The sequence below is a fragment of the Kitasatospora sp. NPDC032121 genome (assembly GCF_055580145.1).
Map to the genome: position 1 here is coordinate 155,551 of NZ_JBVILX010000016.1, position 26,734 is coordinate 182,284.

The window sequence follows — 26,734 nt, forward strand, 5'->3', positions numbered from 1 at the left end:
GGTCGACGGGGCATCTGGGCGATGGGGCGTCCTGGGTCGACGGGTGATCGTCGGTCGGCTTGGCTCGGATCATCGTCGCCCGGCCCACCTGTGCCCGCCACCCGGGCGAATTCCACCCAATGTCACCCGAACGGCCGAATCGGATCGCGACCGCCGCCCCCACCCCGGAGGCTGACGGCATGACCGTCGCCACCGAGACCGCGCCCTCCGCCCCTCCGGTGCTGGACGTCCGGCAGCGGAACGTCGTCTTCGCCACCATCGTGCTGGGCGTGCTGCTGGCCGCCCTCGACCAGACCATCGTCGGCACCGCGCTGCCCACCATCGTCGCGGACCTCGGCGGGGCCGCGCACATGTCCTGGGTGGTGACCTCCTACCTGCTGGCCGAGACGGTGGCCACCGTGCTGGCCGGCAAGTTCGGCGACCTGTACGGGCGCAAGCTGCTGTTCCAGATCTCCGCCGTCGTCTTCGTCGCCGGCTCGTTCCTGTGCGGCCTGGCCACCTCCATGACCCTGCTGATCACCTGGCGCGCCGTGCAGGGCTTCGGCGCGGGTGGCCTGATGGTCACCTCCATGGCGCTGATCGCGGACGTCATCCCGCTGCGCGAGCGCGGCAAGTACCAGGGCGCGATGGGCGCGGTGTTCGGCGTCGCCACGGTGATCGGGCCGCTGCTGGGCGGGCTGTTCACCGACCACCTGTCCTGGCGCTGGGCGTTCTACGTCAACGTGCCGCTCGCGGTCGTGGTGGTCGCCGCCGCCGCCCGGACCATCCCGTCCGTCCGCTCGGCGACCCGCCCGGTCGTCGACTACCTGGGCATCGTGCTGGTCGCGGCCGGGGCCGGCGCGCTGATCCTGGCGACCAGTTGGGGCGGCAACCAGTACGCCTGGGGCTCCGGGGTGATCATCGGCCTGTTCGTCGGCGGCGCGCTGGCACTCGGCCTGTTCTGCTGGGTGGAGATCCGGGCCGTCGAACCGATGCTGCCGATGCGGCTGTTCCGCAACCCGGTGTTCACGGTCTGCTCGGTGCTCAGCTTCATCGTCGGCTTCGCCATGCTCGGCGCGCTGACCTTCCTGCCGACCTTCCTCCAGTACGTGGACGGCGACTCGGCGACCGTCTCCGGCGTCCGGACGCTGCCGATGGTGATCGGTCTGCTGATCGCCTCGGTCGCCAGCGGCAACGCGGTCAGCAAGACCGGGCAGTACCGGCTGTTCCCGATCGTCGGCACGGCGGTGATGGCCCTCGGCCTCTACCTGCTCTCCCGGCTGGAACCCGGCACCGGATCCGTACTCGCCTCGCTCTACATGTTCGTGCTCGGCGCCGGCATCGGGTTGAGCATGCAGGTGCTCACCATCGCCGTGCAGAACACCGTCGACTACGCCGACCTCGGCACCGCCACCTCCGGGGTGACCTTCTTCCGCACCATCGGCAGCTCCTTCGGCACGGCGGTGTTCGGCACCATCTACGCCAACAGCCTGAAGACCGAACTCGCCGGCGGGATCGCCACCGCAGCCCGGCTCACCGGCGCCGACCCGGCCGCGCTCACCCACGCCGCGCAGAGCCCCCAGGGCCTGCACCAGCTGCCCGCCGACCAGGCCGCACCGATCGTCCAGGCGTACTCCGACGCCCTGCACACCGTGTACCTGTGGACCATCCCGGTGGCCGTGATCGGCTTCGTGGTGTCGCTCTTCCTCAAACAGGTGCAGCTGCGCGACACCGCCCGGGCGGGCTCCACCGACATGGGCGAGGCCTTCGGCCAGCCGACCACCGCCGACTCCGACCCGCACCTGGAGTACGCGGTGTCCACGCTCGTACGAGGAGTGGACCTCGACACCGTCCGGACGATCGTCTCCGGCGCCGGCACCCGGGTGGACCTGGCCGGGGCCTGGGCGCTGATGGAGGTGGCCGGCCACACCAAGGCCGTCGGCTACGCCTCGCTGGACCTCGTCGGCGCCCGCAAGCGGGTGCCGCCCGAGGTCCTGGAGCCGGTCTTCGACCGGATGGCCGCCGAAGGCTACCTGCTCCGCGACGGCGACCACCTCTCCCTCACCGAGGCCGGCACCCACGAGGTCCGCACCCTCGCCCACGCCTGGTCCGACTGGCTCAACGCCCGCCTCGACGCCGACGCCGGCCGCCCCCGCAGCCCCCGCCTGCGCGCCGCCGCCGACGCCATCGCCTGGCGCCTCCTGGTCGAGGACCTCGCCAACGGCCTCCCGGCCCACGCCCGACCGACGGACGGCGCCACGGTCTAGGCGGCACCTACAGACGAGTGGTGTCGATGTCCAGGTCGAACGGCGCCGGGAGGTGAACGGGCACGCCGAAGGGATGCGGGCCGCTCTCGGCGGCGTAACCGAGGCGGGTCGGCTCGCTGTACAGGGTGCAGCTGCGGTTCTGCCGGTCGACGAGGAGGTAGAGCGGGGCGCGTCAGCGGGAGGCTTCCGCCGGGGTCGGGGCGGGGGCCGTGCGGCGGGAGGAGAGGACGATCACGGCGAGACTGGCGAGGGCGAGGGCCGTCACCACGGTGAGCATCACGGTGTAGGAGGCCATCGAGGAGAGCGCCGCGAGCACGGCGGGCAGCAGGAAGCCCGAGTAGCAGAGCGCGTAGTAGACGCCGGTGATGCCGGCCAGGTCGTCCGGGGTGACGATGCGCTGGATCTCCAGCAGTCCGGAGACCACCCCGATCCCGTACGCGGCGCCGAGCAGGACCGCGCCGCCCAGGCCGAGCAGCGGGGAGCGGACCGCCGCGTCGCCGGCGCAGACGGCCATGCCGCAGGCCATCAGCACCATGGAGACGATGACGCCGCGCGCCGAGGAGAGCGAGTCCAGGCGCTTGGCGAAGGGCTGGACGAGGGCTCCGGTGCCGAGGGTGAGGACGGTCAGCAGGGTCGCGTAGGCCAGCGACCACTCGCCGAGCCGGTCGCCGACCAGCTGCGGGGTCACCGCGTACGCGACGCCGGCCGAGCCGAACACCCACGGGGCCATCGGCAGCACGACCCGGACGAAGCGCCGGTGCCCGGCCGCCGGGACCTTGAGGTCCGCCCAGAGGCTGCGGACGGCCGCCGAACGGGCCCGGGTCTCGACGGCCCTCGGGAGCAGGAACAGCGCGGGCAGGGTGACCAGCAGGTGGGCGAGGTACGGGGTGACCATCGGCCAGGGGCCCCACTGGGCGAGCACCCCGGCCACCCCGGCGCCGAGGCCGAAGCCGAGGGTCAGGGCGAGGGAGGCGCGGCGGGCGCCGGCGCCCGGGTCGGCGGCCGGGTCGTGCGGGGCCTGGGAGAGCTCCTTGACCCAGCTGGTGCCGACGGCCATCGCGATGCCGACGGCTATGCCGGTGAGGAACCGCCCGGCGTAGATGGGGAGTTCACCGGCGGAGCCGCCGCACAGCACCGCGCTGGCGGCGAGCGAGACGGCCACCGCGCCGATCATCAGCGGGCGGCGCCCGTAGCGGTCCGAGGCCGCACCACCGACCAGCAGCCCGGGGACCAGTCCGAGGACGTACGCCCCCAGGAAGGCGTCCACGGTGACCTCCGAGTAGCCGCCGAGGTGGCGGTACATCAGCAGCAGCGGGGTGAACTGGTTGCCGCCCCACCCGCAGCAGAGCATGGCCAGGGCCGCGAGCAGCCACGGCCGCCCCCGGCCGGACGGTGCGACGGGACCGGCGGACGGCGGCCGGGTGGTGCTCATGGTGGTGCTGCTCCTTGTCGGATGGTCGGTCCCGGCGGTCCGTCGGGGGTGTGCGCGCACGGTCGTCGGCGCGCGGTGAAGGGGGGTCAGCGGTCGGTGACCGCCCGGTGGGCGTCCAGGTGGGCGCGCAGGGCGGCGGTGAAGCCCTCGGCGTCACGGGCCGCGATCCGCTCGACGAGCACGGTGTGCTCCTCGACCAGCGTGGCCAGCCGTTCCGCCTGCCGTTCGGGCCGCACCTGGAGCAGTTGGACGGCCATCCGGCGCTGGCGGTCGCGCAGCGTCCCGTAGAACCGTTCGGCGAGCTCGTTGCCGGAGGCCGTCACGATGCCCCGGTGGAAGGCCTCGTCGGCGTCGGCGAAGGCGCCGAGGTCGGCCCGGCGGGCCGGTCCGCGCTGCTGGTCGATCAGTTCGGACAGCTGCCGGACCAGCGCGTCGAGGCCGTCGGGGCGGCGGGTGATCCGGCGCACGGCGGTGCTCTCCAGCGCCTCGCGCAGTTCCAGCACGTCCTCGGCCTCACCGGGGCCGACGGGCACCACGACGGCTCCGCGCTTGGGGAAGAGCTGGAGCAGCCCCTCGGCCTGCAGCCGCAGGAAGGCCTCCCGGACGGGTGTGCGGCTGAGCGAGGCGCGCTCGGCGATCTCGCCCTCGCTGATCAGCGTGCCGCCGGGCAGGGCGCCGCCGAGGATGAGGTCCTTGGTCAGTTCGTACGCGCGGTCCGCGGCCGGTACGCGGGCGGGGGGCGGGGTGTCGGCCATGGAGCACACCGTAGCACCATAGATGCAAGCTTAGATGCAACAGCCCTGCGGGTCTCCGGCGGAGCCCGAGCATCGGTTTCGGTACTGCTCAGGGCCCGAAGAATGCGCTTTCTCCGTCCCTCCCGCAGGGCCGAGGATGGGCGGGGCCAACAGCCTGCCGGGAGGAAGCCTTGTCCCCCATGTCGCCCGTGTCCCCTGTGCCGCCGGCCCTGCCGCCCGTCGACCAGGCCCTGCCGCCCATCGATCCGGGCCTGCCGCCCGTCGATCCGGGCCTGCCGCCCGTCGATCCGGGCCTGCTGCCGCTCACCGCCGAGTTCCGCCCCGAGGGCCTGTCCGTCGGCGGCGTGCTCCTCGCCGAGGCGGCCCGCCGGTACGGCACGCCGCTGTTCGTCTACGACGAGGAGCACCTGCGCCGCCGCTGCCGCGAGGCGGTGGCCGCCTTCGGCCGGGGCAACGTCGCCTACGCCTCCAAGGCCTTCCTCTGCACCGCGATGGCCCGGCTCGCCGCCGAGGAGGGGCTGCTGCTGGACGTCGCCTCCGGCGGCGAGCTGCGCACCGCGCTGTACGCCGGGGTCGCCCCGGAGCAGATCGTGCTGCACGGCAACAACAAGGACGAGGCCGAGCTGCGCACCGCGCTGACCGTCGGCCTGCGCCACATCGTGGTGGACAGCTTCGACGAGCTGGACCGGATCGAACGGCTGCACCACGAGGAGGGCCTGCCCCCGGCCCGGATCCAGCTGCGGGTGGCACCCGGGGTCGCGGCCGGCGCCCACCAGGCCATCCAGACCGGCGGCCACGACTCCAAGTTCGGCTTCGGCCTGGCCGACGGCGCCGCCGCGGCCGCGGTGCGCCGGGCCGAGGCCTCCGCCGCGGTACGGCTGGAGGGCGTCCACGCCCACGTCGGCTCCCAGGTGCTCGACGCGGCCGAACTGGCCGACGGCGCCGCCGCGGTGGCCCGGTTCGCGGTGGAGCACGGCCTGCGCCGGCTGACCGTCGGCGGCGGCCTGGGCGTGGCCTACCTGAGCGGGCAGAGCGCCCCCTCCTTCGCCGTCTGGGCCGAGCGGGTCCGCGCGGCGGTGCGCGGCGCCGGCTGGAGCGGCGAGGTCGGCGTCGAGCCCGGCCGCTCGATCGCCGCCCGGGCCGGGCTGACCCTGTACCGGGTCGGCACCGTCAAGCGGATCGAGGGCGTGCGCACCTACGTCAGCGTGGACGGCGGGATGAGCGACAACCTGCGCCCCGCCCTGTACGGCGCCCGCTACGAGGCCTTCCTGCCCCGCTGCCCCCAGGCACCCCGCCCGGCCCGCGCCCGGCTGGTCGGCAAGCACTGCGAGAGCGGCGACGTCATCATCGACGACGCCGCGCTCCCCGCCGACCTGCGGGTCGGCGACCTGCTGGCCACCCCGGTGACCGGCGCGTACGGGTACGCCATGGCGTCCAACTACAACAAGCTGCCGCGGCCCGCCGTGGTCTTCGTCCGCGACGGCGAGGCCCGCCTGGTGGTGCGCCGGGAGACCGAGCACGACCTGCTCCGGCTGGACGTGGCCGCCGCCTCCGGCACCCGCGAACCGGTGGCTGCGCAGCCGGCGTACACCCTCTAACCTGGGCCGATGCTGAACAGCGCCCGACTGCACGTCCTCCTGGAGATCGCCCGCCGGGGCACCATCGTGGCCGCGGCGCAGGCCCTGCACCTGAGCCCGTCCGCCATCTCGCACCAGCTCGCCCGCCTGGAGCAGGAGCTGGGTGTCGCGCTGGTGGAACGGGCTCCGCAGTCCCTGCGCCTGACGCCGGCCGGGGTCCGGCTGGCCGAGCACGCGCAGGCGATCGCCGATCTGATGGCCGTCGCCCAGGACGACCTGCGGGCGCACGCCCAGGCCGCGGCCGGCGTGCTGCGGATCGGCTTCTTCGCCTCCGCCGGGCTGGACCTGCTGCCCCGGGCGCTGGCCGCGTTCGCCGCCGGGCACCCCCAGGTGGAGCTGGAGCTCATCATGGGCCAGCCGCACGAGCTGGTCCCGGACCTGGAGGCCGGCCGGCTGGACGCGGCCGTCGTCTTCGAGCACCCGCTGGACCCGTGGTGCCGGCAGGCGGCGGTGGACGTGCGGATGTACTTCGAGGAACCGCAGCTGGTCGTGGTGCCGCTGCGGCACCGGCTCGGACGGCGCTCGGTGGTGCGGCTGGCCGAGCTGGAGGGCGAGAGCTGGATCGGCACCCACGGCGGCAGCACCGGCGAGCCGGTGCTCGAACGCGCCTGCGCGGCCGAGGGGTTCCGCCCCCGGGTGCGCTGCCGCAGCGACCACTACCAGGTGACCATCAACCTCGCGCGGGCCGGCATGGGCGTCGCGCTGATCCCGGCGCTCGGCCTGGCCGACAGCGCCGGGGTGCACGTGTGCCGGCTGGACCACCCGCAGCTGCACCGCCGGATCGGGGTGGCCACCCGGGCCACCAACCGCAACCCGGTGCTGCGGGACTTCCTCGCCGAACTCGGCGCCGCCGCCGGGGAGATCAGGTCCCTGCTCGACATGCGGTGGGCCTGATCCCCCGGCCCGGGCGGCCCGGGCCGGGGGATCAGGCCGGCAGGGAGCCGGCTCAGGCCGGCCGCTGGGCCCAGGCCGCGAGGGCGCGGCCGACGTCCCGGATGGCGTGCACGGCGGCCCGTTCGGTGCTGGGCCCGAGCGTCACGTCCCAGTGCGCGACGACCGCGTAGGCCACCCGGCGGGCACCCACGACGACGCCCGCGTCGGCCCGTACCCCGGTGTCCGTGCCGGTCTTGTTGGCGACCAGCAGGCGGCCGGGCAGCGGCTCGGGGAAGCCGGGGGCGTACGGGTCGTGGTCGATCAGCGCGGGCACCAGGCCGTGGTCGGTGTTGGCGCGCATCCAGCCGAGCAGCCGGGCCGAGGCCGCCGGCGTGGCCATGGTGCCCCGGACGGCGAGGGCCACCAGGCGGGCCAGGTCGCGGGCGGTGCCGGTGGCGAAGACGGGCGGGACGTCCGGCCCGCGCTCGTCGCGCACCCGGTCGTGCAGGGTGAGCCGCTCCAGTCCGAGCTCGCGCGCCAGCCGGGCGGTGGCCGGCAGCCCGACCAGTCGCAGCAGCGCGTTGGTGGCGGTGTTGTCGCTGACCGCGGCGGTCAGCCAGGCCAGGTCCTCCACCGTCCAGCCGGGCCGGCTCAGCCGGCCGAGCAGGCCGGTGCCGCCGGTGACGTCCTCGGGGAGGATCGCCACCGGCCGCCCGGCCGTCAGCTCCCCGGTGTCCAGCCGTCGGGCGACCTCGGCGAGCAGCAGCAGCTTGGAGGCGCTGGCGACGGGCAGCACGACGGTGTCGTCCACCCCGACCGCGCCGACCGCGCCGCCGTCGGCGCCGTCGGCCGGGCCGACGGCGTCCACGTCCACGGCCGCCACCGCGAGGGTCAGCGGGAGCGCCGCCGAGCTGCGCGCGGCGGCCGCCACCTGGGCGAGGCTCATCGGACCCGCACCACCTCTCCGGCCCGGATCGCGGTCGCCCGGCCGCCGCGCACCGCGACCCGCCCGGCCACCACCACGGTCTCCACTCCCACCGGCGGCAGCAGCGGCCGCTCGAAGGTCGCGCCGTCCAGGACGGCCGCCGGGTCCAGCACCACCAGGTCCGCGATCGCGCCGTCCCTGACCACCCCGCGCCCGGCCAGCCGGAAGCGCTCGGCGGGCAGGCCGGTCATCTTGTGCACCGCGAGCTCCAGCGGCAGCAGCCCCTGCTCGCGCCCGTAGTGGCCGAGCACCCGGGCGAAGCTGCCCGCCCAACGGGGGTGCGGGCGGCCGGGTTTGGGCACGCCGTCGGAGCCGATCATCGACAGCGGGCTGGCCAGCACCCGGCGGACGTCGTCCTCGCGCATCGAGTGGCTGATGATGGTCACCTCGCCCTGTGCCTCCAGCAGCAGGTCGCAGACGTAGTCCACCGGGTCGGCGCCGCGCTCGGCGGCCAGGTCGGCGATCCGGCGGCCCTCGGCCGTACGGCGGGCGGGGGCGGCGGCCACCGAGATCAGGTCCCAGCCGCCGTTGCCGACGGTGTTCTCCCAGCCCTCGACGCCGTTCGCGATGTCCGACCGGATCCGGTCCCGCACCTCCTTGCTGCGCAGCCGCTCCAGCAGCGCGGCCGGCCCGCCCTCGCTGGTCCAGGGCGGCAGCATCGCGTGCAGCACGGTGCTGCCGGCGGTGTACGGGTAGACGTCGCAGAGCACGTCCACGCCGTCGGCGCGGGCCTGCTCCAGGCGCGGCAGGGTGCGCAGGGTGGCGCCCCAGGCGTGCCGCCCCGCGGTCTTGTGGTGGGAGACCTGGAGCGGGGCACCGGAGCGCACCGCGATCTCCAGCGCCTCCTCCAGGGCCTTCTCCACCTGGGACATCTCGTCGCGCAGGTGCGTGACGTACGGCTTGCCGTGCCGCGCGGCGACCTTCGCCAGGGCGACGATCTCCTCGGTGTCCGCGTAGACGCCGGGCGGGTAGATCAGGCCGGTGGAGAGCCCGGCCGCGCCCTGGCCCAGCGCCCGGTCGAGCAGCTCGCACATGGCGGCCAGCTCCTCGGCGGTGGGCGGGCGGTCCTCGAAGCCCATCACCCCGGCGCGCAGCGTGCCGTGGCCGACCAGCGAGGCGATGTGGTTGCGGCGCAGTTCGGGCCGCTGGCCGGCGGCGAAGGCGTCGAAGTCCTCGGCGGGCAGCACCGGCCCGAGGCCGAAGGAGACCCGCAGGTGCCCGGCCAGTTCGGGCAGCCGCTCGGGCAGCGCGGGGAACAGGCTGATCCCGCAGTTGCCGCTGATCTCGGTGGTGACGCCCTGGAGCAGCGGGGCGAGCCGCAACTCGTCCAGGGCGTCGCCGTCGGTGTGGCTGCCGCCGCCGAAGGGGGCGGCGAGCGCGTCCGAGTGGGTGTGGACGTCGATGAAGCCGGGGGTGACGACCCGTCCGGTGACGTCCAGGGTCTCGGCCGCGGTCACCGCGGTGCCGGGCGGCAGCACGGAGACCCGGCCGTCCGCGACGGCGAGGTCGGCCGGACGGGCGGGCGCCCCGGTGCCGTCCACCAGGGTGCCGCCGCGCAGCAGCAGGTCGACCGGGGTCGTGGTCACGTCCGCTCCCATCTGTGCCATCGCTGGTCCCATCGCTCCCATCAGAGCACCGTCGAGAGGAAGGCCCGGGTGCGGTCGTGCCGCGGGGCGGTGAACACCTCGGCCGGGCTGCCGGCCTCCACGACGGCGCCCTGGTCCATGAAGACGACCCGGTCGGCGACCTCGCGGGCGAAGCCCATCTCGTGGGTGACGACGATCATCGTCATACCGCTGCGGGCGAGGTCGCGCATCACCCCGAGCACCTCGCCGACCAGCTCCGGGTCGAGCGCGGAGGTGGGCTCGTCGAAGAGCATCAGGGTCGGTTCCATGGCCAGTGCCCGGGCGATCGCCACCCGCTGCTGCTGGCCGCCGGAGAGCTGGGCCGGGTAGTGCTCCGCGCGGTCGGCCAGGCCGACCCGGGCGAGCAGCTCGCGGGCCTGCCGCTCGGCCTCCTCCCGCGGGCGGCCCTTGACCGCGACCGGGCCCTCCATCACGTTCTGCAGCGCGGTGCGGTGCGGGAAGAGGTGGAAGCGCTGGAAGACCATGCCGATCCGCTCGCGCTGGTGGCGGATGTCGCGCGGGCGGCGCTCGCGCAGCCTGCTGCCGGAGGCGCCGTGCGGCTCGTAGCCGACCAGCTCGCCGTCCACCTCGATCCGCCCGGCGTCGATCTTCTCCAGGTGGTTGAAGCAGCGCAGCAGGGTGGACTTGCCGGATCCGGAGGGGCCGATCACGCAGAGCACCTCCCCCGACCTGACCTCCAGGTCGATGCCGCGCAGCACCTCCAGGTCCCCGAAGTGCTTGCGCACCTTCCGGGCCGACAGGACCACCTCGGCGGCCGGCTTCTCCAGGTCCGCACTCATCATCACTTGCCCTCCCCCTTCTTGACGCTCTTGCGTGCTCCACCGCGCCCGGGGCGCAGGTTGGCCAGCACCCGGCGGTGCAGCGCCGGCGGGGCCCCGGCCGGGTTGAACCGCCGCTCCACCGCGTGCTGGGCGACGCTCGCGATGGTGGTGAGCACCAGGTACCAGATGGACGCGACGATCAGCAGCGCGATCACCTCGAAGTTGGCGAGGTAGAGGTGCTGGGAGACGGTCATCAGGTCGGCGCCGGCGATGACGGAGACCAGCGAGGTGGTCTTCAGCATCGAGATGAACTGGTTGCCGAACGGCGGGATGATCACCCGCATCGCCTGCGGCAGCACCACCCTGGTGAGGATCTGCCGGTTGGACATGCCCAGCGAGGCACCGGCCTCGCGCTGCCCGGGGTCGACGCTCTGGATGCCGGCCCGGACGATCTCGGACATGTAGGCGCCCTCGTTGATCGACAGGCCGAGCAGCGCCGCCACGAAGCCGGTGATCAGGGTGTTGGACTGCCAGCTGACCAGCTTGGGCCCGTCGAAGGGGATGCCGATGCTGATCTCCGGGAAGAGCAGCGCCAGGTTGAACCAGAAGATCAGCTGGACCAGCAGCGGGGTGCCGCGGAAGAACCAGGTGTACGCGCCGGCGGTGGTCCGCAGCACCGGGCTGTCGGACAGCTGCATCACGGCGACCACCACGCCGATGACGATGCCCACCACCTGGGAGATCAGGGTGAGTTGGACCGTCACCCAGAGCCCTTCCAGGATCACGCCGTCGAACTGGTACCTGGCGACGATGTCCCAGTGCAGGTTGGGGTTGACGATGACGGTCCAGGCGAGCCAGACGGCGACGAAGGCGGCCGCCAGGACGGCGAACCAGCGGGCCGGGCGGGGCCGGCCGGTCACCTCGAAGGCGAGGTCGTCGTCGGCGGCGCCCCCGGAGGTCGTCGCGGGGCCGGCCTGGGCGGTCGTCGCGGGGCCGTCGGACGTCGCGGGGCCGTCGGACGTCGCGGGGTCTCTCATGTCGGTGCTCATCTCGTCGGTACCGCCGTTCTCACTGCGCCGCGTTGACGGTGGCGCGCTCCACCGCGCTGCCGCCGACCTGGTAGCTGTCCAGCACCTTGCGGTACTCGCCGCTCTCGATCAGCTCCTGGAGCGCCTTCTGCACCGCGTCGCGCAGCCCGGAGTCCTTCTTCGCCACCGCGATGCCCCAGGGCGCCGTGCCGTACTGCTCCGGAAGCACCTCGTAGGAGCCGCTGTTCTGCACGAACATCTGCGCCACCGGGTAGTCCACGATGGTGGCCACGGCCCGCTCGCTGTCCAGCTGGAGCAGCCCGGTCGGGGCGTCCTCGCTCTGCGAGATCGCCATCTTGGCGCCGCACTTGGCGTTCTGCTGCTCGCCGATCTCCAGGTTGGAGCTGCCCTTGGCGAGGACCACCTTCCTGCCGCAGAGGTCCTCGATGGACTTGATGCCCTCGGGGTTGCCCTTCTTCGTCATGATCACGCCGCCGGTGCGGAAGTAGTCGACGAAGTCGACGGCCTGGCGGCGCTGCGCACTGTCCGTCATGGAGGACATCACCAGGTCGTAGCGGCCGGCCTGGAGTCCGGGGATCAGGCCGTCGAAGGAGGAGTTGGCGAGCTCCAGCTTCAGGCCGAGCCGCCCGGCGACGGCGGCGGCGAGGTCCGGGTCGACGCCGGTCAGCTCGGTCGTCCCGGGCTTGTACATCTCCATCGGCGGGTAGCCGACGGAGGTCGCCACTCTGAGCACGCCGCTCTGCTTGTTCTTCGCCGGGAGCAGCTCGGCGGCGCTCTTCCCGGAGTTCTGCGCGGCCTGCGCCGCGCCGGCGGCCGGGGAGCCGCCCTGGTCGGAGCGCCCGCAGGCGGTGGCGGCCAGGACGACCAGGGACAGTGCGGCCAGACAGCGCAGGGAACGGGGGCGGTTCATCGGCTACTCCCTCGGGCGGTGACGGTGCGCCGATGCTGGCAGCCGGGTCCGGGTGAACGGAAGATGATGAAGCTATTGCTGGCTCACCAACGATTTTCGTACGGCTGATCGCCCCCTGCCGAGGTGTTCCGCATGGCTTGCGGGCTTGCGGGCCTGCGGGGTTGTGGGACTGCGGGGCCTGCGGGGTCGCGGGGTCGCGGGCCCGGCGCGTCAGCCGGTGAGCCAGGGGGCCTCGGGCAGCTTGGCGTCGGCCTGCCGTCCGGTGAGCTCGACGGTGGTCGGGGTGCCCAGCCCCGGCATCCGCATCGTCACCCGGCGCAGCCCGCCGTCGCCGTCCACCCAGTACGTCAGCGGCGAGCGGGCGCCGTCGGGCGCGGAGCCCTGGGCGCGCGGACCGGCGAAGCGGTCGTAGTCCCGGCCGTCGATCCGGTCCCGGCTCAGCCAGCGGGCGCCGGACTGGGCGAGCAGCAGCGGGTTGTCGGGGCGGTCCGCGCCGAGTTGGACGAGCAGGTTCAGTCCGGCGTCCAGCGGGTCCGCCGTGTAGGTGCGCGGCGACCAGCCCTGGCGCGGGATGTGCTCGGCCTGCTGCCAGGCGGGGGCGTCGGAACCGGGGCTGCCGGCGCTGCCCGTACTGCCGGTGCTGCCGGTTCCGGCCTGGTCGGGCGCCAGCCCGAGGCCGCCGGTGTCCCAGACGATCAGACCGTGGTCCATCGGTCCGCTCGCGCCGGTGGTCCGGTAGCGGCCCACCCCCCGGTGGGTGCGGTAGTCGACGACCCCGTCGACCCGGATGCTCACGCCCCCGCCCTCGTCGGCCGTGAGCGTCACCGCCACCGGGCTCGCCTGGTAAAGGTTCAGGCGCGACAGGGCGAGCCGGCCCGCCTCGTCGGTGGTCACCGGGCGTTCGACGGCCTCGTCGGAGACCGACCGGTAGACGGCCACGCCGCCCGCCGCGGCGCCGCACACCACGATCGCGATCACGGCCTTGAGCCAGCCGGCCCGGGCCCGACGGGGCGCTCGACCCTGGGCCTTCGTCTTGCGGGGCATGCGGCCCGCTCCCTCTCCTCGGTCGGACACGACAGTCGGGCGGGTCCGTGGGACCCAACGGTCCCACGAACCCGCCCGATTCGGGCCCGGTGGAGGTCTCCCCCCACCGGGCCCGCTCACTGCGAAACCGCTAGCCGCGCTGGGCGGCCTTGCGCCTGCGGACCACCAGCACCATGGCGGTGCCGAGGGCGATCAGCGCCGCCGCGCTGGTCAGCGCGATCGGCATCCCCTCACCCGCACCGGTGTTGGGCAGGTGCCCGGGTGCGGGGGGCTGCGGTGCGGGCGGCACCGGAGCCGCCGACGTCGGCGCCGAGGTCGGCGTCTCGGTCGGGGTCGGGGTGGGCGTCGGCTTGGGGATCAGCTTGTTGACGGCCGTCACCTCCACGCCGGCGTCCAGGTTCGCCGAGGTCAGCTTCAGCGGACCGAAGACGGTGACCTCCGGCGCGGCGTAGCCGTCCGGCGGGCTCAGCTCCTGCCAGTAGTACGTCCCCGGCACGCCGGTGCCCTGGCAGATGCCGTCGGCCCCGGTGGTGCAGGGCTCGCCGACCTTGGTGTCGGGCTTGTCGCCGGTCGGCTGGAGCCCGTCGGTCCCGTTGGTCTCGTGCCACAGCTGGAACTTGGCGCCCGCCAGCGGCTTGCCGTCCTGGTCGTGCTTGACCAGGCGCAGCGCACCCTCCTGCAGGCGGAAGCCGAAGTCGTAGGTGTGGTCGTTCTCGCCGGGGCCGCCGGTGGTCAGCGCCCGCTCCGGGAACTTGCCGTCCTTCGGGACGATGCCCTTGGAGTCGACGAAGTGGTTGTCACCGACGTCGTGGTCGGTCGGCACCCACTGGAAGAGGGGGCCGTCCTTGGCGTAGTCCGCGGGGTTGTCCAGCTTGATCGTGTACTTGGTCCTCGGCTTGAGGCCTCCGTCGACGTTGCTGTCGTCGAAGTAGTACTCGCCGCGCTTGGTCGTCTTGGTGGTGCCGACGAGCTTCCCCGCCTCGTCGTACAGGTGCACGGTGGCACCCGGCACCGGCTTCTGGCCCGGCAGCTGGAGGCCGCTTCGCTCGGGGTCGTACCAGACCCGGTTGCCGATCTGGAGCGGCGCCTGGTCGCAGAGCACCTCCAGGTCGCCCATCGCGGCGCCCTTGCCGAACGGCGGGGCGCCCGGGGCCGTGTTGAGCCGAACGCCGCCGTCCGCCTTGCCGTTGCGCTTCTGGAAGGCGCTGCCGTAGCCGTAGGCCTGGCTGTCGCTGTCGTAGCCCGAGGTCACGATGGAGTCCTCGACCTTGGACAGCGCCATCCCGGCGTTGGCGGGGTTGTTGTGGCCGATCCGGGCGTTGTCGAAGAACCGCTGGCCCCGGGCCGTGGAACCGCAGCCCAGGTTGGTGTCCAGCACGTACGTGCCGTTCGCCAGGCAGGCCTTGAGGAGGTCACCGCCGGGCAGGACCTTGGCCATCACGCTGCCCGTCGGGCTGGCCGCCGACTGGTCGCCGAAGCGGTCCCGGAAGGCGAGCAGCATCGAGCCGTCCGTCTCGAAGGTGATCTCGGCGACCGCCGGCTCGGGGTTGGCCAGGTAGCTGTCCCCGCAGGCCTGGCCGTTCTGGGCGGCCGGGAAGGTGTCCTGCCACGGGAACCAGCCGGTGCCCGGGCACGGCCCGCCGACCGTGGTGCCGCGCGGGTAGTCGAGCGGCTGGTTCAGCACCGCCGACTTGAACGCGCCGGTCGCCAGGTCGAACGGCAGCACCACGGCCCGCAGGTCCGAGGCCTTGTGGGTGGACTCGCCCGAGCAGACGCCGCCGAGGTAGCCGACGCCGTCCTGGATGCCGAGGCCGTACGGGCGCCAGTCCCCCGCCGCCGGACAGCCCGGGTCCGGGATGGCGTAGGCGGCCTTGGGCGCGGCCGCCGTCGCCGCGGTGGCGTCGTAGCGGTAGAGCTTGCGGTCGTGCAGGTTGACGACGAAGAGGTCCTTGCCGTCGTCGGTGATCTTGATGCCGCCCAGGCTCTCCTTGCCCACCGCGGCCAGGAAGCCGTCGTCGTTGCCCGGGGTGTGCGGGGTGGTGCCCGCGTCCGGGACGGTGGCGAACAGCGTGGTCTTCTTCTTGTCCCAGTCGGTGACGTAGATCCCGCCGGGGCCGCCGGGGCCGTAGCTGGTGGTCCGCTTGGCCTGGGCCGAGGAGAACACCCTGCGGTCGACCCTGTTCCAGGCGATGCCGTAGAGGTTCCCGGTCTGCCCGGCCGTGGCCACGTCGGTCAGGGTGAAGCCCGTTCCGGCCGTTCCGCGGGACTCGTACGGGAAGGACACCAGCGTGTGCTGGTTGTCCCCGTCCGCGGGCGGGTTCTGACAGGTCGACACCAGCGGCGCGTTCTTCTGGCAGTAGTCACCCGGGCTCCAGAGCCCCGTGGTGAGTTCCACCGTCTTGCCGCCGGAGAGGTCGACGAACTCCTCGTTGGAGCTCAGCTTGTTGGGGGCGCCGTCCAGGCCCTCGCGCGAGGCGAAGGCCGGGTAGAGCACGCCCGGCTTCGGATTCGCCACCTGGACGCGGTACTTGCCGCCGGTGAGCTTGCTGGTGGCCGGCGCCAGCATCACCGTGCCGTCGGCCGCCGTGGTGCCCTCGACGGCCACCCCCGCGTCGTCGGTGAGCGTCACCTTCACGCCCGCCATGGTCGATTCCAGCCCGGGGGTCCACACCCCGTCGGTGTCGACGGCCCGGATCACCCGGACCTTCACGGTGCCGTCGCCGGCCGCCGGGAAGGCCGAGGGGGCCGCCGCCAACGAGCCGGCGCCGATCACCACGGCAAGGGCCGCCGCGCCGGCCACGGTGCGACCGAGTCCGCCCTGCCGCCGGTCCGGGCCGCGCGCGACACCGGCCGTTCGTTCACTAGTCGTCGTCATCCCTGCTCTCATCGTCAAGTTGGGCCTTCCGCCCGACCTCGTGAGGGAGTTCGTGAGCGGCGAAAAACCGCCATCGTTAACGGGAGCTTAAAGGGCCTTCACACAAGTTCGCCGGAAAACAAGGAACTTTGACGAGCCATCAGACGTTTCGAGGCCGTCACGGCCCCCGGCCCCCACTCCCGCCATCGGGCAACCTACCAGCGACGACCGGTCCGGCGCGTCCCGGCCCCCGTCAACGATCGCGGCCACGGGCCGTCGACCGTCGAACACAGTTCCCACCGGAACCACACACACCGATCCTGACTCACGCACCCCACCCACAACTCGGGTAACGGCCAGGCGCCGATTGGCACCGCCACACCGGGGACTGGCACGATGTCAGGATGCGCATTCTGGTCATCGGCGGCACCCGTTTCATCGGTTTCCACTTCGCCGAGGCGGCCCTTGCCGCCGGGCACGAGGTCACGCTGCTCCACCGGGGCCGCTCCGGCGCCGGACTGCTCCCGGACGCCGAGCACCTGATCGCCGACCGGGACGACGACCTGTCCGCGCTACGCGGCCGCAGCTGGGACGCCACCGTCGACACCTGCGCCTACTTCCCGCGCCAGGTATGGAAGTTGGCAGCCAACGTCGACCCCGGCGCGGCCGGGCGCTACCTGCTGGTCTCGACCCTCTCGGTCTACGACGCCCCGGCCGCCCCCGGCTACGCCGAGGACTCCCCGCTGCTGCCCTCCAACGGACCGGAGGCCGAGGAGGTCACCGCCGCGACGTACGGCGTCCTCAAGGCCCAGTGCGAGCGCGCCGCCCGGCAGGCCTTCGGCCCTGAGACGCTGATGGTGCGCCCGACGTACGTGATCGGCCCCCGGGACTACACCCACCGCTTCGACTACTGGGTGCAGCGCCTCACCCGCGGCGGCGAGGTGCTCGCCCCGGGCCGGCCGGACGCGCCGCTGCAGGTGGTCGACGCCCGCGACCTCGCCGCCTGGATGCTCGCCCTCCTCGAACAGGGCGCCTCCGGCCCCTACCACGCCGCCACTCCCCCGCCGTTCGGCATGGGCGACCTGCTCGACGCCGTCGCCTCGGCGGTCGCCCCGCCCGGCACCACCCTCACCTGGGTGGACGAGGACTTCCTGCGCGCCGCCGACGTCCCGGAGCGCGCGCTCCCGCTCTGGCCCGCCAACCCGCACACCCGCGCCACCAGCACCGCCGACCCGGCTGCCGCCCTCGCCACCGGGCTCGTCCTCCGCCCGGTGGCCGAAACCGCCCGCGACATCGAGCCGTTCGAGCCCCAGCCGGAGACCCTCACCCCCGACCGCGAGGCCGAACTGCTCGCCGCCTGGCACGCCCGGCAGGCCTGACGCCCGTTCAGCCACCGGCGCGGGGCCGACCGCCGTCCCACGGCAGCCGGTCCGGCCCCGGCCCGGACATCTCCCGGGCCGGGGCCCCGCGGCGCGCCCGCGCCCCGCGGCGCACCACCGCGCGCGGCGATAGCGCCCCCGGGAGCGGCACGCTATCCATCTTTTGACACCCGACCGGGCCGGTACTGGATAGGCCCTGCTTTCGAATCCCCACAGACTCAAGGGCAGCCGGAAACCCTCCGGTTCACCAACGGAAGGCAGTGGGATGAAGAAGAAGCTGGCAGCCGCCGCCCTGGCCGCGGCCACCCTCGGCACGGTGCTCCTCGGCGCCGCCACCCCGGCCCTCGCGAGCAGCGGCGGCTGCATCGCGGGCGACGCCTGCCTGTACTACAGCCCCAACCTGCAGGGTGCCTTCTTCGGCAAGGGCGAGGCCGGCAACTACGACGGCTACTTCGGCGGCGGCGGGGCCGGCAACGGCCAGCCCGTGATGAACAACGCCGCGTCCGTGAAGAACATGGACAACAACTACAACCTCTACGTGCACTACCGCGAGTACAGCATCCGGGACACCGGGCCGAACCAGTACATCCAGGCCGGCCACTCGGCGAACCTGGGCACCGTGTGGTGGTCCGGCGTCTACATCGACATGCGCAACAACAACCACTCGCAGAGCTGGGAGCACATCTAGCCCTGACCGGGTGCCGGGCCCCCGCCCCGCGGGGGTCCGGCACCCGTCCGGCCGTCATCGACCGACCGCCCCGCGAGCCGGCCCCGAGGAGCCCCGCCATGACGTCCCGCCACCACAGCCGTTCGCTGCCGGCCCTGCTGCTGATCCCCCTGGTCCTCGCCGCCGGCTGCGCCTCCGGCCCTTCCCGACCCGCCGCCGCCCCCGTCCCTCCCTCCGCTTCCCTCGCCCCGATGGACCCGCCGCCGGTCGGCGACACGCCCCGGCTGAGCCAGGTGGCCGACCGGACGCTGCCGATCGAGTCCTACCTGCTGAGCAGGGAGGACTACCGGCAGTACCACGCGGCGGAGGCCGTTCTGGTCACCCGCTGCGTCCGGGGCTTCGGCCTGGACTACACCCGGCCGACCGGCGGCGGAGCGCCGTCCAGGACCCAGACCACCCACCGGTACGATCCGGTCGAGCTCGCCGACGTCTCCGTGAACGGCTACCACTCGCCCGACCCGTCCGACGGGAAGAAGTCCGCCGATGGGCCCGCGCTGAGTCCTGACGTCAGCACCGTGCTCGGCAGCGGCCTCGGGACGGACGGGAAGCCCGCCCCGGGGACGGCCTCCTCGTTCCGGGGGAAGGCACTGCCGCCCGGCGGGTGCATCAGCGCCGCACAGCAGGAGCTGATCGCGCACGGCGGCACCGGCGGGGACGCCGACGTCGCGGTGGGAATCAACTTCGAGGGCTTCGAGCGTTCGAGGTCGGACCCCCGGGTCAAGGCCGTCTTCCAGGACTGGTCGCGCTGCATGGCGGAACGGGGCTACTCCTACGCCACCCCCGGGGACGCCCTGAAGGACCCCCGGTGGGGGGCGAACACCAGGCCGTCCGCCGAGGAGATCGCCACGGCCACCGCGGACGTCCAGTGCAAGGAGCGGACCAACGTGGTCGGGGTCTGGTTCACCGTCGAGACCGCCTACGAGAACGAGCTGATCCGCCTCCGCCTGCCGGAGCTCACGGCGGCGAAGGCCGGCAACGACGCCATGCTGGCGACCGCCCGGGCCGTGACCGCCACCGCCGGACAGTCCTGACCCCGACGGACAATCCTGACCCCGACGGACACTCCTGACTCCGACGGGGCTCAGCCCGCCGGCGGCGGGTTGAGCCGGGCGAAGGCCTCCTGGCGGCGGTACGGGAAGTACGGGTACGGCGCGGTGCGGGCGCTCGCCGCGTCCAGCCGGGCCACCTGCTCCTCCGTCAGGGACCACCCGACCGCGCCGAGGTTCTGGCGCAGCTGCTCCTCGTTGCGGGCGCCGATGATGACCGAGGAGACGGTCGGACGGCGCAGCAGCCAGTTGATCGCCACCTGGGGGACGGTGCGGCCGGTCTCGGCGGCGACCTCGTCCAGTGCGTCGACCACCCGGTACAGCAGCTCGTCCTCCACCGGCGGGCCGTAGTCGGCGGTGTCGTGCAGCCGGCTGCCGTCCGGGAGCGGCTGCCCGCGGCGGATCCTCCCGGTGAGCCGGCCCCAGCCGAGCGGGCTCCAGACCAGGGCGCCGACGCCCTCCTCCTCGGCGAGCGGCATCAGCTCCCATTCGTAGTCGCGGCCGACGAGCGAGTAGTAGACCTGGTGGGCGGCGTACCGGGGGCGGCCGCGCCGGTCGGCGAGGGCGAGGGACTTCATCAGCTGCCAGCCGGAGAAGTTGGAGACGCCGGTGTAGCGGATCTTGCCGGCCCGGACCAGGTCTTCCAGGGTGGCCAGCACCTCCTCGATCGGGGTGGCGGCGTCGTAGGCGTGCAGCTGGAAGAGGTCGAGGTAGTCGGTGTCGAGGCGGCGCAGCGCGTCCTCCACCGAGCGGATCAGCCGCGCGCGGGAGGTGCCGGCGTCCTGAGGGCCGTCGCCGGTGGGCAGTCCGGCCTTGGTGGAGATCAGCACCTGGTCGCGGCGGCCGCGGACCGCCTGGCCGAGCACTTCCTCGGAGGCGCCGTCGGAGTAGACGTCGGCGGTGTCGAAGAGGGTGACCCCGGCGTCGATGGCGATGTCGAGCAGTCGGCGGGCCTCCCGGACGTCGGTGGTGCCCCAGGCACCGAACAGCGGGCCGCGGCCGCCGAAGGTGCCGGTACCGAGGCTGAGCGCGGGCACCTTGAGCCCGGACGCGCCGAGCCGGCGGTACTCCATGTCGGTGGCGATGGTCATGGCGATTCTCCCCTCGGAGCCCCTAATGGGACTCCCGTTCCGTTAGGATGCCTCGAAGTTAGCAGACTCCGCCCGGCTAATGGAACAGGAATCCCGTTAATGGCTGTCGAGCCCTCCCTGCCCGAGCCCACCCTGCCCAAGCCCTCCTCGCCGGAGCCCTCCTCGCCCGAGGCCTCCACGCCCGGTACCGTCCGCCCCGGCGGCCGGACCGCCCGGGTCCGCGCCGCCGTCCTGCGCGCCGCCGAGGACGCCCTGGTCGAGCACGGCTTCGGCGGCCTGGACCTCGGCGACATCGCCCAGCGGGCCGAGGTCGGCCGCACCACCGTCTACCGCCGCTGGGGCAGCACCACGGCGCTGGTCGCGGACCTGCTCGCGGACATGGCCGAGCAGTCGCAGCCGCGCACCGACAGCGGCTCCCTCGCTGGGGACCTCCGGGCCAACGCCCGGCTCGTCCAGCGCACCCTGGCCGACTCCCGGCAGGGCGCGCTGTTCCGCGCCGTCATCGTGGCGGCGACCTGCGACCCCGACGCGGCCGAGGCGCTGCGACACTTCTACCGGCGCCGGGTCGAGGAGTGGGCGCCGTGCGTCACCGCAGCCGTCGAGCGCGGCGAACTCCCGCCGGACACCGACGTGTTCGAGGTCGTCCGGGCGGTCTCGGCGCCGCTCTACTACCGGATGCTCACCACCGCGGAGCCGCTGGACGAGGCGGCCGCGGACCGCGCGGCGCAGGCCGCCGAGGCGGCGGCCCGGGCCGGGGCGTACCGGCGCCAGGGCGATTAGGGCCCGTCGGGCAGGAACGGCCGCACAGCGCCGAAGCGCCGTGCGGCCGCTCGCAACCGACCGGGGCCGGGGAAGACCGACCGGGGCCGGGGAAGGTCAGCCCTCGTACTCGTCGCGCAGGTTCTCCAGCAGGCCCGACCAGAGGTCCGACTCGTCCGGCCCCTGCCCCAACTCCCGCACCAGCGCGGCGAACTCGTCCAGCGCGGCCTTGGCGTCCCCGCCGCGGATCCGTTCCTCCAGGCGGGCCAGCAGCGCCAGCGCGCCGACCAGCCTGGGCAGCGAGTCGGCCGCCCGGCCGCCGTAGCCGTCCCCGTGGTCCCAGCCGTCCGGGTGGTAGATCCGTACGGTGCCGGTGTCGCCCGACACCATCAGGTGCCGCTCGTCGAACGTCCCGACGCAGTACCCCCAGTTGCTCGGCGGAGTGTCGTCGTCCGGGGTGCGCTCGCCGAACAGCTCGTCCAGGTCCGCCTCCCACATGCCGCGCTCGGGCAGGCCGGTGGCGTCGAAGCCGAGGAAGTCCAGCTCGACGGCCGGGACCCCGACCTCGGTCAGGAACGCCCGGGCGGCCTTCGACGTCAGCCGCTCGGGCAGCGCCCCGGGCTCGGGCCGCCACAGCGTGCCGGGGCCGAAGCAGGACTCCAGCCAGGCGGCGGTGGGATTCCCGGCGGCGGCCGGCAGCTCGGCGTCGGGCGTGGTCATCGGTGCGTCTCCCCCGGTCGGAACGGTGCTCTGCCGCCATTCAAGCCCACCGCGCCGACAGCCGGGACACGCGCTCGGGCCGCCGGGGAGGATCCCCGGCGGCCCGAGCGGAACCGCGGCCCGATGGTTCGGCGGCCCGATGGTTTAGAAGAAGCCGTCGTCCTCGTAGTAGTTGTTGACGACCACCTGGGGGTCGTCGTCGAAGGCCTCGTTCAGCAGCGCGCCGCCGACCAGGCCGGCCGCGCCGGCGCCGATCAGCGCGCCGGTGCCGAAGCGCCGCCCGCCCTGGGCCTGCTGGCCGGGCAGCTGCGGCTGGCCCTGCTGGACCGGCTGCTGGACCGGCTGGGGGTAGCCGGCCTGCGCCGGGGTGTAGAACGGCGGGACGTTGGTCTGCACCCGCTGGGCGCAGGCCACGCAGGCCTCGATCTGGCGCGGCACGCCCCACTGCGGCGACCAGTACACCGCCGTGGTGCCGGCGCCGTGCGAGGGGTCGAAGAAACACGTCACGGGAAAGCTCCCTGGCTGGGTCGGGGGAACGGCGGGTACGGCGGCGGTGGGCACGGCCGGCACCGGGGCCGCGACCGGCGCGGCCGGCGCGACGGGCGGCTTCACCGGCGCGGGCGGCACGGGCGGCACGGGCGGCGCGACCGGCGCGGCGGCGGGCGCCGGCTGCAGGACGTCCACCCCGAAGTCGGTGGCGATGCCCGCGAGCCCCGCGGCGTACCCCTGCCCGACCGCCCGGAACTTCCAGTCCGCGCCGTGCCGGTACAGCTCGCCGAACACCATCGCCGTCTCGCTGCCGCCGTCCGACACGATGTCGTACCGGGCCACCTCGGCGCCGCCGTCCGGGTCGAGGACCCGGATGTGGGCGCCGCTGACCTGCCCGAAGGACTGTCGACGCTGCGCCGCATCGTAGATCGCCACCGCGAAGACGATCTTCTCCACCCCGGCGGAGACCTCCGCGAGCCGGACCTCGATCTGCTCGCGGTCGGGGCCACCGCCGGAGCCGCCCTGGTGCCGGACGGAACCGTCCGGGCTCTGAAGGTTGTTGAAGAAGACGAAGTGCTGGTCCGAGGCGACCTTCCCGTCCGCCCCGCAGAGCAGCGCGCTGGCGTCCAGGTCGTACCCCGCCCCGGCCGTCCAGCCGAGACCCACCCGGACCACCCTCAGCCCGGGGGCCTGCCTGCCCAGGGAGACGTTGCCGCCCTTCGTCAGGGCCACGCTCATGGAACTTCCTCCACCACCGTACGAGTACCGCTGTTCTTCCACGACAACGCTGTAGAACTCGCGGCGGTTCCCGGTCGAACCGTCAGTTTTCCGTCAAGGCCGAAACAGCGCGAGGCACGGTGCCGACACTCTGGCGGGCCGTAAGGTCTGGACCTATTGTCAGCGGACATGACATGTCTACGCCGCGCCGCGGGACTGGCCGCCGCGCTCACCGGAACGCTCGCCGCCCTGCTGGCCCCGGCCGCCGCCCAGGCCGCACCGGCCGCACCGGCCGGCTGCCGCACCTCGCCCACGGTGCCGTTGGACGCCGAGCAGGCCCGCCTCCAGGACGCCCGTACGGCCGGTTTCACCGAGCGCTCCGGGCTGGGAGAACTGCTCGGGGCCTTCCCCTCCGCCCTGTGCGCCGCCCGCGACGCCCGGCAGGCCGAGCGGGTGGTCACCACCTGGGGCCAGACACTCTGGCAGGCAGGACTGGACCGCGCCCAGGGCCGGCGGCCCAGCGGCGGACTGCCCGCCAGGGACGACCGCTCGCTGTACTGGACCAGGCTCGCGATGACCGTCCGGCTCGCGCAGTGGCAGCCCCGGTTCGACGTCGACCACGCCGCGCTGCGGTCCCGCTTCGAGGACGCCTCGCGCGGCCTCGACGACGGTTTCGACTCCGCCCCCGGCATCCGGCGGATCTTCGTCAGCGGCTTCGACCCGTTCGGCCTGGACGCCGAGCCGCGCCGCGCCAACCCCTCCGGCTCGGCCGTCCTGCAGCTGCACGGGCAGCGGATCACCCTCGCCGACGGCAGCACCGCCGAGGTCCGGGCGGTCGTGCTCCCCGTGCGCTACCGGGACTTCGACGAGGGCATCGTCGAGCGCGCCTTCACCCCGCACCTGCGGCCGGGCCGACAGTCCGCCGACCTGATCACCAGCATCAGCCAGGGCTACCCGGGCAAGTTCACCCTGGAGGAGTGGGCCGGGCGCGCCCGCTCCGCCGATCCGGCCACCGACAACGTGGCCGCGCTCTCCGGCGGCACCACCCGGCACCCGGTGGACGCCCCCGGCCTGGCCGCCGGGCCGCAGTTCGTCCGCACCACCCTGCCGACCGACGCCATGAGGGCCGTCCAGCAACCCTTCCCGGTGCTGCTCGACACCTTCGTCACCGAGATCCCGGCGGGTGCCACCGACCCCGTCTTCCGGCCGGACGGCCCCACCCCCGGCTCCCGCGCGGTCTCCGGTGGCGGCGGCGGGTACCTGTCCAACGAGGTCGCCTACCGCTCCAACCGGCTGCGCACGTTCCTCGCCCCGGGACTGCCAGGCGGGCATCTGCACACCCCGGTCCTGACCGGCCTGCCGGCCGACCCGAGCCTGCTCACCGCACCGGAGTTCGAGCGGAACGAGGCCGCGATCGGCGACGAGGTGCGGGCGGTCCTGAGCACCGCCCGGCTCTGACGGCGCCTCTGGGGCGGGCGGCGGGAACCGACCCGCCCCGGAGGCCCGTTCAGGCCGGGCCGGCGAAGCGGGTGCCCGCCGCGCGGGCGCGCGACTCGGCGATCTCGGCGTAGGCGGCATCGTGCCCCGCCCAGTGCGAGCCCTCGACGGACTTGCCGCGCTCCAGGTCCTTGTACACCAGGAAGAAGTGGGTGATCTCCAGCAGGTCGAACTCCCGGACGTCCCCGATGTCCCGCAGATCGGCGTAGCGCGGGTCGTGGGCCGGGACGCAGAGCACCTTTTCGTCCGGGCCGCGCTCGTCGCGCATCACCCACATGCCCACCGCCCGGCAGGTCCGCAGGCAGCCGGGGACGGCCGGCTCGCCGCCGAGCACCAGGGCGTCCAGCGGCTCGCCGTCGCCGCCGAGGGTGCCCTCGACGTAGCCGAAGTCGGCGGGGTAGGCGGTGGCCGTGAAGAGCATGCGGTCCAGGCGGATCCGGCCCGCCGCGAAGTCCATCACGTACTTGTTCCGCGACCCCTGAGGGATCTCGATCATGACCTCGAACTCCACGTCGAACGCCACCGCGGCCTCCTCCTCGGTTCCTGGGGGAATTGTCGGCCGTCCGGACGGCCACCGGAAGCACCCCCGCCGTTCAACCCGCCCTGCTACCGACCGGCGCTTGGGGAGCCGGCGGGTCACGGTCCTGGATCACCGCAGCCGCGCGGACGGACGCCCGCAGGGACTTCCGGAGGGGCCGCCGGCCCGCCGGGACGGAACGGAGCCGCACGTCCGGGACGGCGGGCTCGTCCGCGTCGACGCCACCGACGGGGAACGCCGAGGGGTGCGCCGCGTCCCCCGCGCGCAGGCCGGCCTCAAGATCTCGATTGTGCGGCGGAACTGACGGTCCGACATCCCTTCGTCCACGATTCCTCTACGGTGACGCCTGCAACAACCGTCACCATGCAAGAGGGGGCACGCCCATGTCCCGGAGCCGGAAGCTCCACCGCCTCAGCAACCCCGACGTCGACGAACGCCGCGCCCAGCGCGCGCTGTTCCGTCACCTCCGCGACGACACCAACGCCAACCGCGGCCGGATGGCCAAGCGCGTCCGCGAGCTCCAGCTGCTGCTGGCGATGGACCCGGTCGAGTTCGAGGGCCTCATCGCCCGGCTGATGGAGGCGATGGGCATGAAGGTCGAGCTCACCTCCCGGTCGCGGGACGGCGGGGTGGACGTCCGCGGCATCGACCCGGACCCGTTCCGCGGCGGCAACGTCATCGTGCAGGTGAAGCGGTACCGGGACACGGTGGCGCCGTCCGCGGTGCGGGACCTGTACGGCACGCTGCGGCACGACCGGGACGCGACCAAGGCCGTCCTGGTCACCACCAGCAAGTTCGGCCCCAGCTCGCACCAGTTCGTCGCGGGCAAGCCGGTCAGTCTGATCAACGGCGCCGAGCTGGTCGGGCTGCTCAAGCACCACGGCTTCCACGAGGTGTTCGCGGCCGTCCAGGACGGGGACTCCGCCGAGGCCGACGCCCTGGACGGGCTGCCCGCCATCGAGGTGGCCGCCGAGCCCTCGCGGCTGCTGCTGCACTGGACCGGGGAGGAGGAGTACGACATCGCCGCCCTGGTCTGCACTGGCAACGCGGCGCTCTCCGACGACCACCTGGTGTTCTACAACAACGCCTCGACGCCGGACGGTTCGGTGCGACTGGTGACCGGCTACGGCGACGCGAACGCCTGCCTGATGGTCGACTTCGACGCGCTGCCCGCCGAGGTCGACCGGCTGGTCGTGATCGCCGCCGCCGACACCGAGAACCACCCCGGGGCCACCATGGGCGGGTTCGCCGGGCCGGCACTGATCCTGGAGGCCGGCTCCGGGCAGGACGCGGCCGTGGTGCACCTGGCGGACGGCGCGGAGACCAACACCGCGATGCGGCTCGGCCGGTTCGACCGCGAGCCCTCCGGGGACTGGGAGTTCACTCCGGCGCTCGCCGGATACCCGGGCGGGCTGCGCCAGGCCGTGACCGCCTACGGGCTGGAGGTCGTGGACGCGTGACGGGGCGGGGGGGGGGGGGGGGGGGAGAGGGAGGCCCCCCTCCCACCCCCCCCCTCTCCCCTCCCCCCCCCCCCCCCCCCCCCCCCCCTCCCCCCCCCCCCCCCCCCCCCCCCCCCCCA

At 73.9% G+C, this 26,734-nt stretch carries 22 protein-coding genes and 1 pseudogene; 9 read left to right on the forward strand and 14 right to left on the reverse strand.

The features are described 5' to 3' along the window. The first annotated feature begins 179 nt into the window (after nucleotides 1-179). Nucleotides 180-2,246: an MDR family MFS transporter gene (locus ACZ5OX_RS30820; protein WP_465634536.1), complete on the forward strand. Its 2,067-nt coding sequence runs from the start codon at nucleotides 180-182 to the stop codon at nucleotides 2,244-2,246. A gap of 7 nt (nucleotides 2,247-2,253) precedes the next feature. Here the strand turns inward: ACZ5OX_RS30820 and ACZ5OX_RS30825 are convergent. The 3 genes and pseudogenes from ACZ5OX_RS30825 to ACZ5OX_RS30835 form a co-directional block, all read right to left on the reverse strand. Continuing rightward, nucleotides 2,254-2,415, reverse strand: a pseudogene (locus ACZ5OX_RS30825) (Uma2 family endonuclease); the annotation flags it as partial. Nucleotides 2,416-2,418: 3 nt separating this feature from the next. After that, nucleotides 2,419-3,678, reverse strand: a complete 1,260-nt coding sequence (locus tag ACZ5OX_RS30830; protein WP_465634537.1) for an MFS transporter — start codon at nucleotides 3,676-3,678, stop codon at nucleotides 2,419-2,421. A gap of 86 nt (nucleotides 3,679-3,764) precedes the next feature. Then, nucleotides 3,765-4,433 (reverse strand): GntR family transcriptional regulator, encoded by a 669-nt coding sequence (locus ACZ5OX_RS30835; RefSeq protein WP_449790641.1) that lies wholly within the window; start codon nucleotides 4,431-4,433, stop codon nucleotides 3,765-3,767. A 188-nt stretch (nucleotides 4,434-4,621) separates the two neighbouring features. Here ACZ5OX_RS30835 and lysA point away from each other — a divergent pair, with 188 nt between their 5' ends. Then, on the forward strand, nucleotides 4,622-6,031 hold the full coding sequence (lysA, locus tag ACZ5OX_RS30840) for a diaminopimelate decarboxylase (protein WP_465634538.1): 1,410 nt from the start codon (nucleotides 4,622-4,624) through the stop codon (nucleotides 6,029-6,031). Between the two features lie 9 nt (nucleotides 6,032-6,040). Then, a complete protein-coding gene (locus ACZ5OX_RS30845; RefSeq protein WP_392878076.1) occupies nucleotides 6,041-6,964 on the forward strand; it encodes a LysR family transcriptional regulator in 924 nt (307 codons plus the stop codon). Between the two features lie 52 nt (nucleotides 6,965-7,016). On the opposite strand, the gene ACZ5OX_RS30850 is transcribed toward ACZ5OX_RS30845, so the two are convergent. From ACZ5OX_RS30850 to ACZ5OX_RS30880, 7 genes are all read right to left on the reverse strand, one after another. Beyond that, nucleotides 7,017-7,889, reverse strand: coding sequence for a serine hydrolase (locus tag ACZ5OX_RS30850; protein WP_465634540.1), 873 nt, complete (start codon nucleotides 7,887-7,889; stop codon nucleotides 7,017-7,019). Then, the gene (locus ACZ5OX_RS30855) at nucleotides 7,886-9,514 is read right to left on the reverse strand and encodes an N-acyl-D-amino-acid deacylase family protein (protein WP_465634541.1); all 1,629 of its coding nucleotides are present in this window, start codon (nucleotides 9,512-9,514) and stop codon (nucleotides 7,886-7,888) included. Before ACZ5OX_RS30855 ends, ACZ5OX_RS30850 begins: the two co-directional genes overlap by 4 nt. A 41-nt stretch (nucleotides 9,515-9,555) precedes the next feature. Beyond that, a complete protein-coding gene (locus tag ACZ5OX_RS30860; protein WP_465634542.1) occupies nucleotides 9,556-10,356 on the reverse strand; it encodes an amino acid ABC transporter ATP-binding protein in 801 nt (266 codons plus the stop codon). Continuing rightward, complete coding sequence (locus tag ACZ5OX_RS30865; protein ID WP_465634544.1) at nucleotides 10,356-11,372, reverse strand: amino acid ABC transporter permease; 1,017 nt, start codon at nucleotides 11,370-11,372, stop codon at nucleotides 10,356-10,358. Before ACZ5OX_RS30865 ends, ACZ5OX_RS30860 begins: the two co-directional genes overlap by 1 nt. A gap of 31 nt (nucleotides 11,373-11,403) precedes the next feature. Further along, nucleotides 11,404-12,294 carry an ABC transporter substrate-binding protein gene (locus tag ACZ5OX_RS30870; protein ID WP_465634545.1) on the reverse strand — a complete coding sequence of 297 codons (891 nt, stop codon included), beginning with the start codon at nucleotides 12,292-12,294 and terminating at the stop codon, nucleotides 11,404-11,406. 210 nt (nucleotides 12,295-12,504) lie between these two features. Continuing rightward, nucleotides 12,505-13,338 (reverse strand): hypothetical protein, encoded by an 834-nt coding sequence (locus tag ACZ5OX_RS30875; RefSeq protein ID WP_465634546.1) that lies wholly within the window; start codon nucleotides 13,336-13,338, stop codon nucleotides 12,505-12,507. 130 nt (nucleotides 13,339-13,468) lie between these two features. Then, entirely contained in the window at nucleotides 13,469-16,213 is a 2,745-nt protein-coding gene (locus ACZ5OX_RS30880; protein WP_465634547.1) for an SdrD B-like domain-containing protein, read from the reverse strand. A gap of 383 nt (nucleotides 16,214-16,596) precedes the next feature. Here ACZ5OX_RS30880 and ACZ5OX_RS30885 point away from each other — a divergent pair, with 383 nt between their 5' ends. The 3 genes from ACZ5OX_RS30885 (at nucleotide 16,597) to ACZ5OX_RS30895 (ending at nucleotide 19,329) form a co-directional block, all read left to right on the forward strand. Next, entirely contained in the window at nucleotides 16,597-17,571 is a 975-nt protein-coding gene (locus ACZ5OX_RS30885) for an NAD-dependent epimerase/dehydratase family protein (protein ID WP_465634549.1), read from the forward strand. Nucleotides 17,572-17,836: 265 nt separating this feature from the next. Beyond that, nucleotides 17,837-18,259: a hypothetical protein gene (locus tag ACZ5OX_RS30890; RefSeq protein WP_449790631.1), complete on the forward strand. Its 423-nt coding sequence runs from the start codon at nucleotides 17,837-17,839 to the stop codon at nucleotides 18,257-18,259. Between the two features lie 98 nt (nucleotides 18,260-18,357). Next, complete coding sequence (locus ACZ5OX_RS30895) at nucleotides 18,358-19,329, forward strand: hypothetical protein (protein WP_465634550.1); 972 nt, start codon at nucleotides 18,358-18,360, stop codon at nucleotides 19,327-19,329. 50 nt (nucleotides 19,330-19,379) lie between these two features. Here ACZ5OX_RS30895 and ACZ5OX_RS30900 read toward each other — a convergent pair whose 3' ends face one another. Then, nucleotides 19,380-20,417, reverse strand: coding sequence for an aldo/keto reductase (locus ACZ5OX_RS30900; RefSeq protein WP_465634579.1), 1,038 nt, complete (start codon nucleotides 20,415-20,417; stop codon nucleotides 19,380-19,382). A gap of 117 nt (nucleotides 20,418-20,534) precedes the next feature. Here ACZ5OX_RS30900 and ACZ5OX_RS30905 point away from each other — a divergent pair, with 117 nt between their 5' ends. Continuing rightward, on the forward strand, nucleotides 20,535-21,215 hold the full coding sequence (locus ACZ5OX_RS30905; protein ID WP_465634551.1) for a TetR/AcrR family transcriptional regulator: 681 nt from the start codon (nucleotides 20,535-20,537) through the stop codon (nucleotides 21,213-21,215). 96 nt (nucleotides 21,216-21,311) lie between these two features. Here ACZ5OX_RS30905 and ACZ5OX_RS30910 read toward each other — a convergent pair whose 3' ends face one another. Both ACZ5OX_RS30910 and ACZ5OX_RS30915 read right to left on the reverse strand, forming a co-directional pair. Next, nucleotides 21,312-21,914: an SUKH-4 family immunity protein gene (locus ACZ5OX_RS30910; protein WP_465634553.1), complete on the reverse strand. Its 603-nt coding sequence runs from the start codon at nucleotides 21,912-21,914 to the stop codon at nucleotides 21,312-21,314. A gap of 144 nt (nucleotides 21,915-22,058) precedes the next feature. After that, nucleotides 22,059-23,141 (reverse strand): TerD family protein, encoded by a 1,083-nt coding sequence (locus ACZ5OX_RS30915; RefSeq protein ID WP_465634555.1) that lies wholly within the window; start codon nucleotides 23,139-23,141, stop codon nucleotides 22,059-22,061. Nucleotides 23,142-23,309: 168 nt separating this feature from the next. On the opposite strand from ACZ5OX_RS30915, the gene ACZ5OX_RS30920 reads away from it, so the two are divergent. Further along, nucleotides 23,310-24,578 (forward strand): pyroglutamyl-peptidase I, encoded by a 1,269-nt coding sequence (locus ACZ5OX_RS30920; RefSeq protein ID WP_465634556.1) that lies wholly within the window; start codon nucleotides 23,310-23,312, stop codon nucleotides 24,576-24,578. A gap of 49 nt (nucleotides 24,579-24,627) precedes the next feature. Here ACZ5OX_RS30920 and ACZ5OX_RS30925 read toward each other — a convergent pair whose 3' ends face one another. Further along, nucleotides 24,628-25,128: an inorganic diphosphatase gene (locus tag ACZ5OX_RS30925; protein ID WP_465634580.1), complete on the reverse strand. Its 501-nt coding sequence runs from the start codon at nucleotides 25,126-25,128 to the stop codon at nucleotides 24,628-24,630. A 410-nt stretch (nucleotides 25,129-25,538) separates the two neighbouring features. Between ACZ5OX_RS30925 and ACZ5OX_RS30930 the strand changes: the two genes are divergently transcribed. Beyond that, complete coding sequence (locus tag ACZ5OX_RS30930; protein WP_465634558.1) at nucleotides 25,539-26,615, forward strand: restriction endonuclease; 1,077 nt, start codon at nucleotides 25,539-25,541, stop codon at nucleotides 26,613-26,615. Nucleotides 26,616-26,734: the final 119 nt, after the last annotated feature.

Excerpts from the sequence above, each read along its gene's own strand:
- ACZ5OX_RS30820 (WP_465634536.1), top strand. The coding sequence starts at position 180 with ATGACCGTCGCCACCGAGACCGCGCCCTCCGCCCCTCCGGTGCTGGAC.
- ACZ5OX_RS30830 (WP_465634537.1), bottom strand. The coding sequence starts at position 3,678 with ATGAGCACCACCCGGCCGCCGTCCGCCGGTCCCGTCGCACCGTCCGGC.
- ACZ5OX_RS30835 (WP_449790641.1), bottom strand. The coding sequence starts at position 4,433 with ATGGCCGACACCCCGCCCCCCGCCCGCGTACCGGCCGCGGACCGCGCG.
- ACZ5OX_RS30845 (WP_392878076.1), top strand. The coding sequence starts at position 6,041 with ATGCTGAACAGCGCCCGACTGCACGTCCTCCTGGAGATCGCCCGCCGG.
- ACZ5OX_RS30850 (WP_465634540.1), bottom strand. The coding sequence starts at position 7,889 with ATGAGCCTCGCCCAGGTGGCGGCCGCCGCGCGCAGCTCGGCGGCGCTC.
- ACZ5OX_RS30860 (WP_465634542.1), bottom strand. The coding sequence starts at position 10,356 with ATGATGAGTGCGGACCTGGAGAAGCCGGCCGCCGAGGTGGTCCTGTCG.
- ACZ5OX_RS30865 (WP_465634544.1), bottom strand. The coding sequence starts at position 11,372 with ATGAGAGACCCCGCGACGTCCGACGGCCCCGCGACGTCCGACGGCCCC.
- ACZ5OX_RS30870 (WP_465634545.1), bottom strand. The coding sequence starts at position 12,294 with ATGAACCGCCCCCGTTCCCTGCGCTGTCTGGCCGCACTGTCCCTGGTC.
- ACZ5OX_RS30875 (WP_465634546.1), bottom strand. The coding sequence starts at position 13,338 with ATGCCCCGCAAGACGAAGGCCCAGGGTCGAGCGCCCCGTCGGGCCCGG.
- ACZ5OX_RS30880 (WP_465634547.1), bottom strand. The coding sequence starts at position 16,213 with ATGACGACGACTAGTGAACGAACGGCCGGTGTCGCGCGCGGCCCGGAC.
- ACZ5OX_RS30885 (WP_465634549.1), top strand. The coding sequence starts at position 16,597 with ATGCGCATTCTGGTCATCGGCGGCACCCGTTTCATCGGTTTCCACTTC.
- ACZ5OX_RS30890 (WP_449790631.1), top strand. The coding sequence starts at position 17,837 with ATGAAGAAGAAGCTGGCAGCCGCCGCCCTGGCCGCGGCCACCCTCGGC.
- ACZ5OX_RS30895 (WP_465634550.1), top strand. The coding sequence starts at position 18,358 with ATGACGTCCCGCCACCACAGCCGTTCGCTGCCGGCCCTGCTGCTGATC.
- ACZ5OX_RS30900 (WP_465634579.1), bottom strand. The coding sequence starts at position 20,417 with ATGGAGTACCGCCGGCTCGGCGCGTCCGGGCTCAAGGTGCCCGCGCTC.
- ACZ5OX_RS30905 (WP_465634551.1), top strand. The coding sequence starts at position 20,535 with ATGGCTGTCGAGCCCTCCCTGCCCGAGCCCACCCTGCCCAAGCCCTCC.
- ACZ5OX_RS30910 (WP_465634553.1), bottom strand. The coding sequence starts at position 21,914 with ATGACCACGCCCGACGCCGAGCTGCCGGCCGCCGCCGGGAATCCCACC.
- ACZ5OX_RS30915 (WP_465634555.1), bottom strand. The coding sequence starts at position 23,141 with ATGAGCGTGGCCCTGACGAAGGGCGGCAACGTCTCCCTGGGCAGGCAG.
- ACZ5OX_RS30920 (WP_465634556.1), top strand. The coding sequence starts at position 23,310 with ATGACATGTCTACGCCGCGCCGCGGGACTGGCCGCCGCGCTCACCGGA.
- ACZ5OX_RS30930 (WP_465634558.1), top strand. The coding sequence starts at position 25,539 with ATGTCCCGGAGCCGGAAGCTCCACCGCCTCAGCAACCCCGACGTCGAC.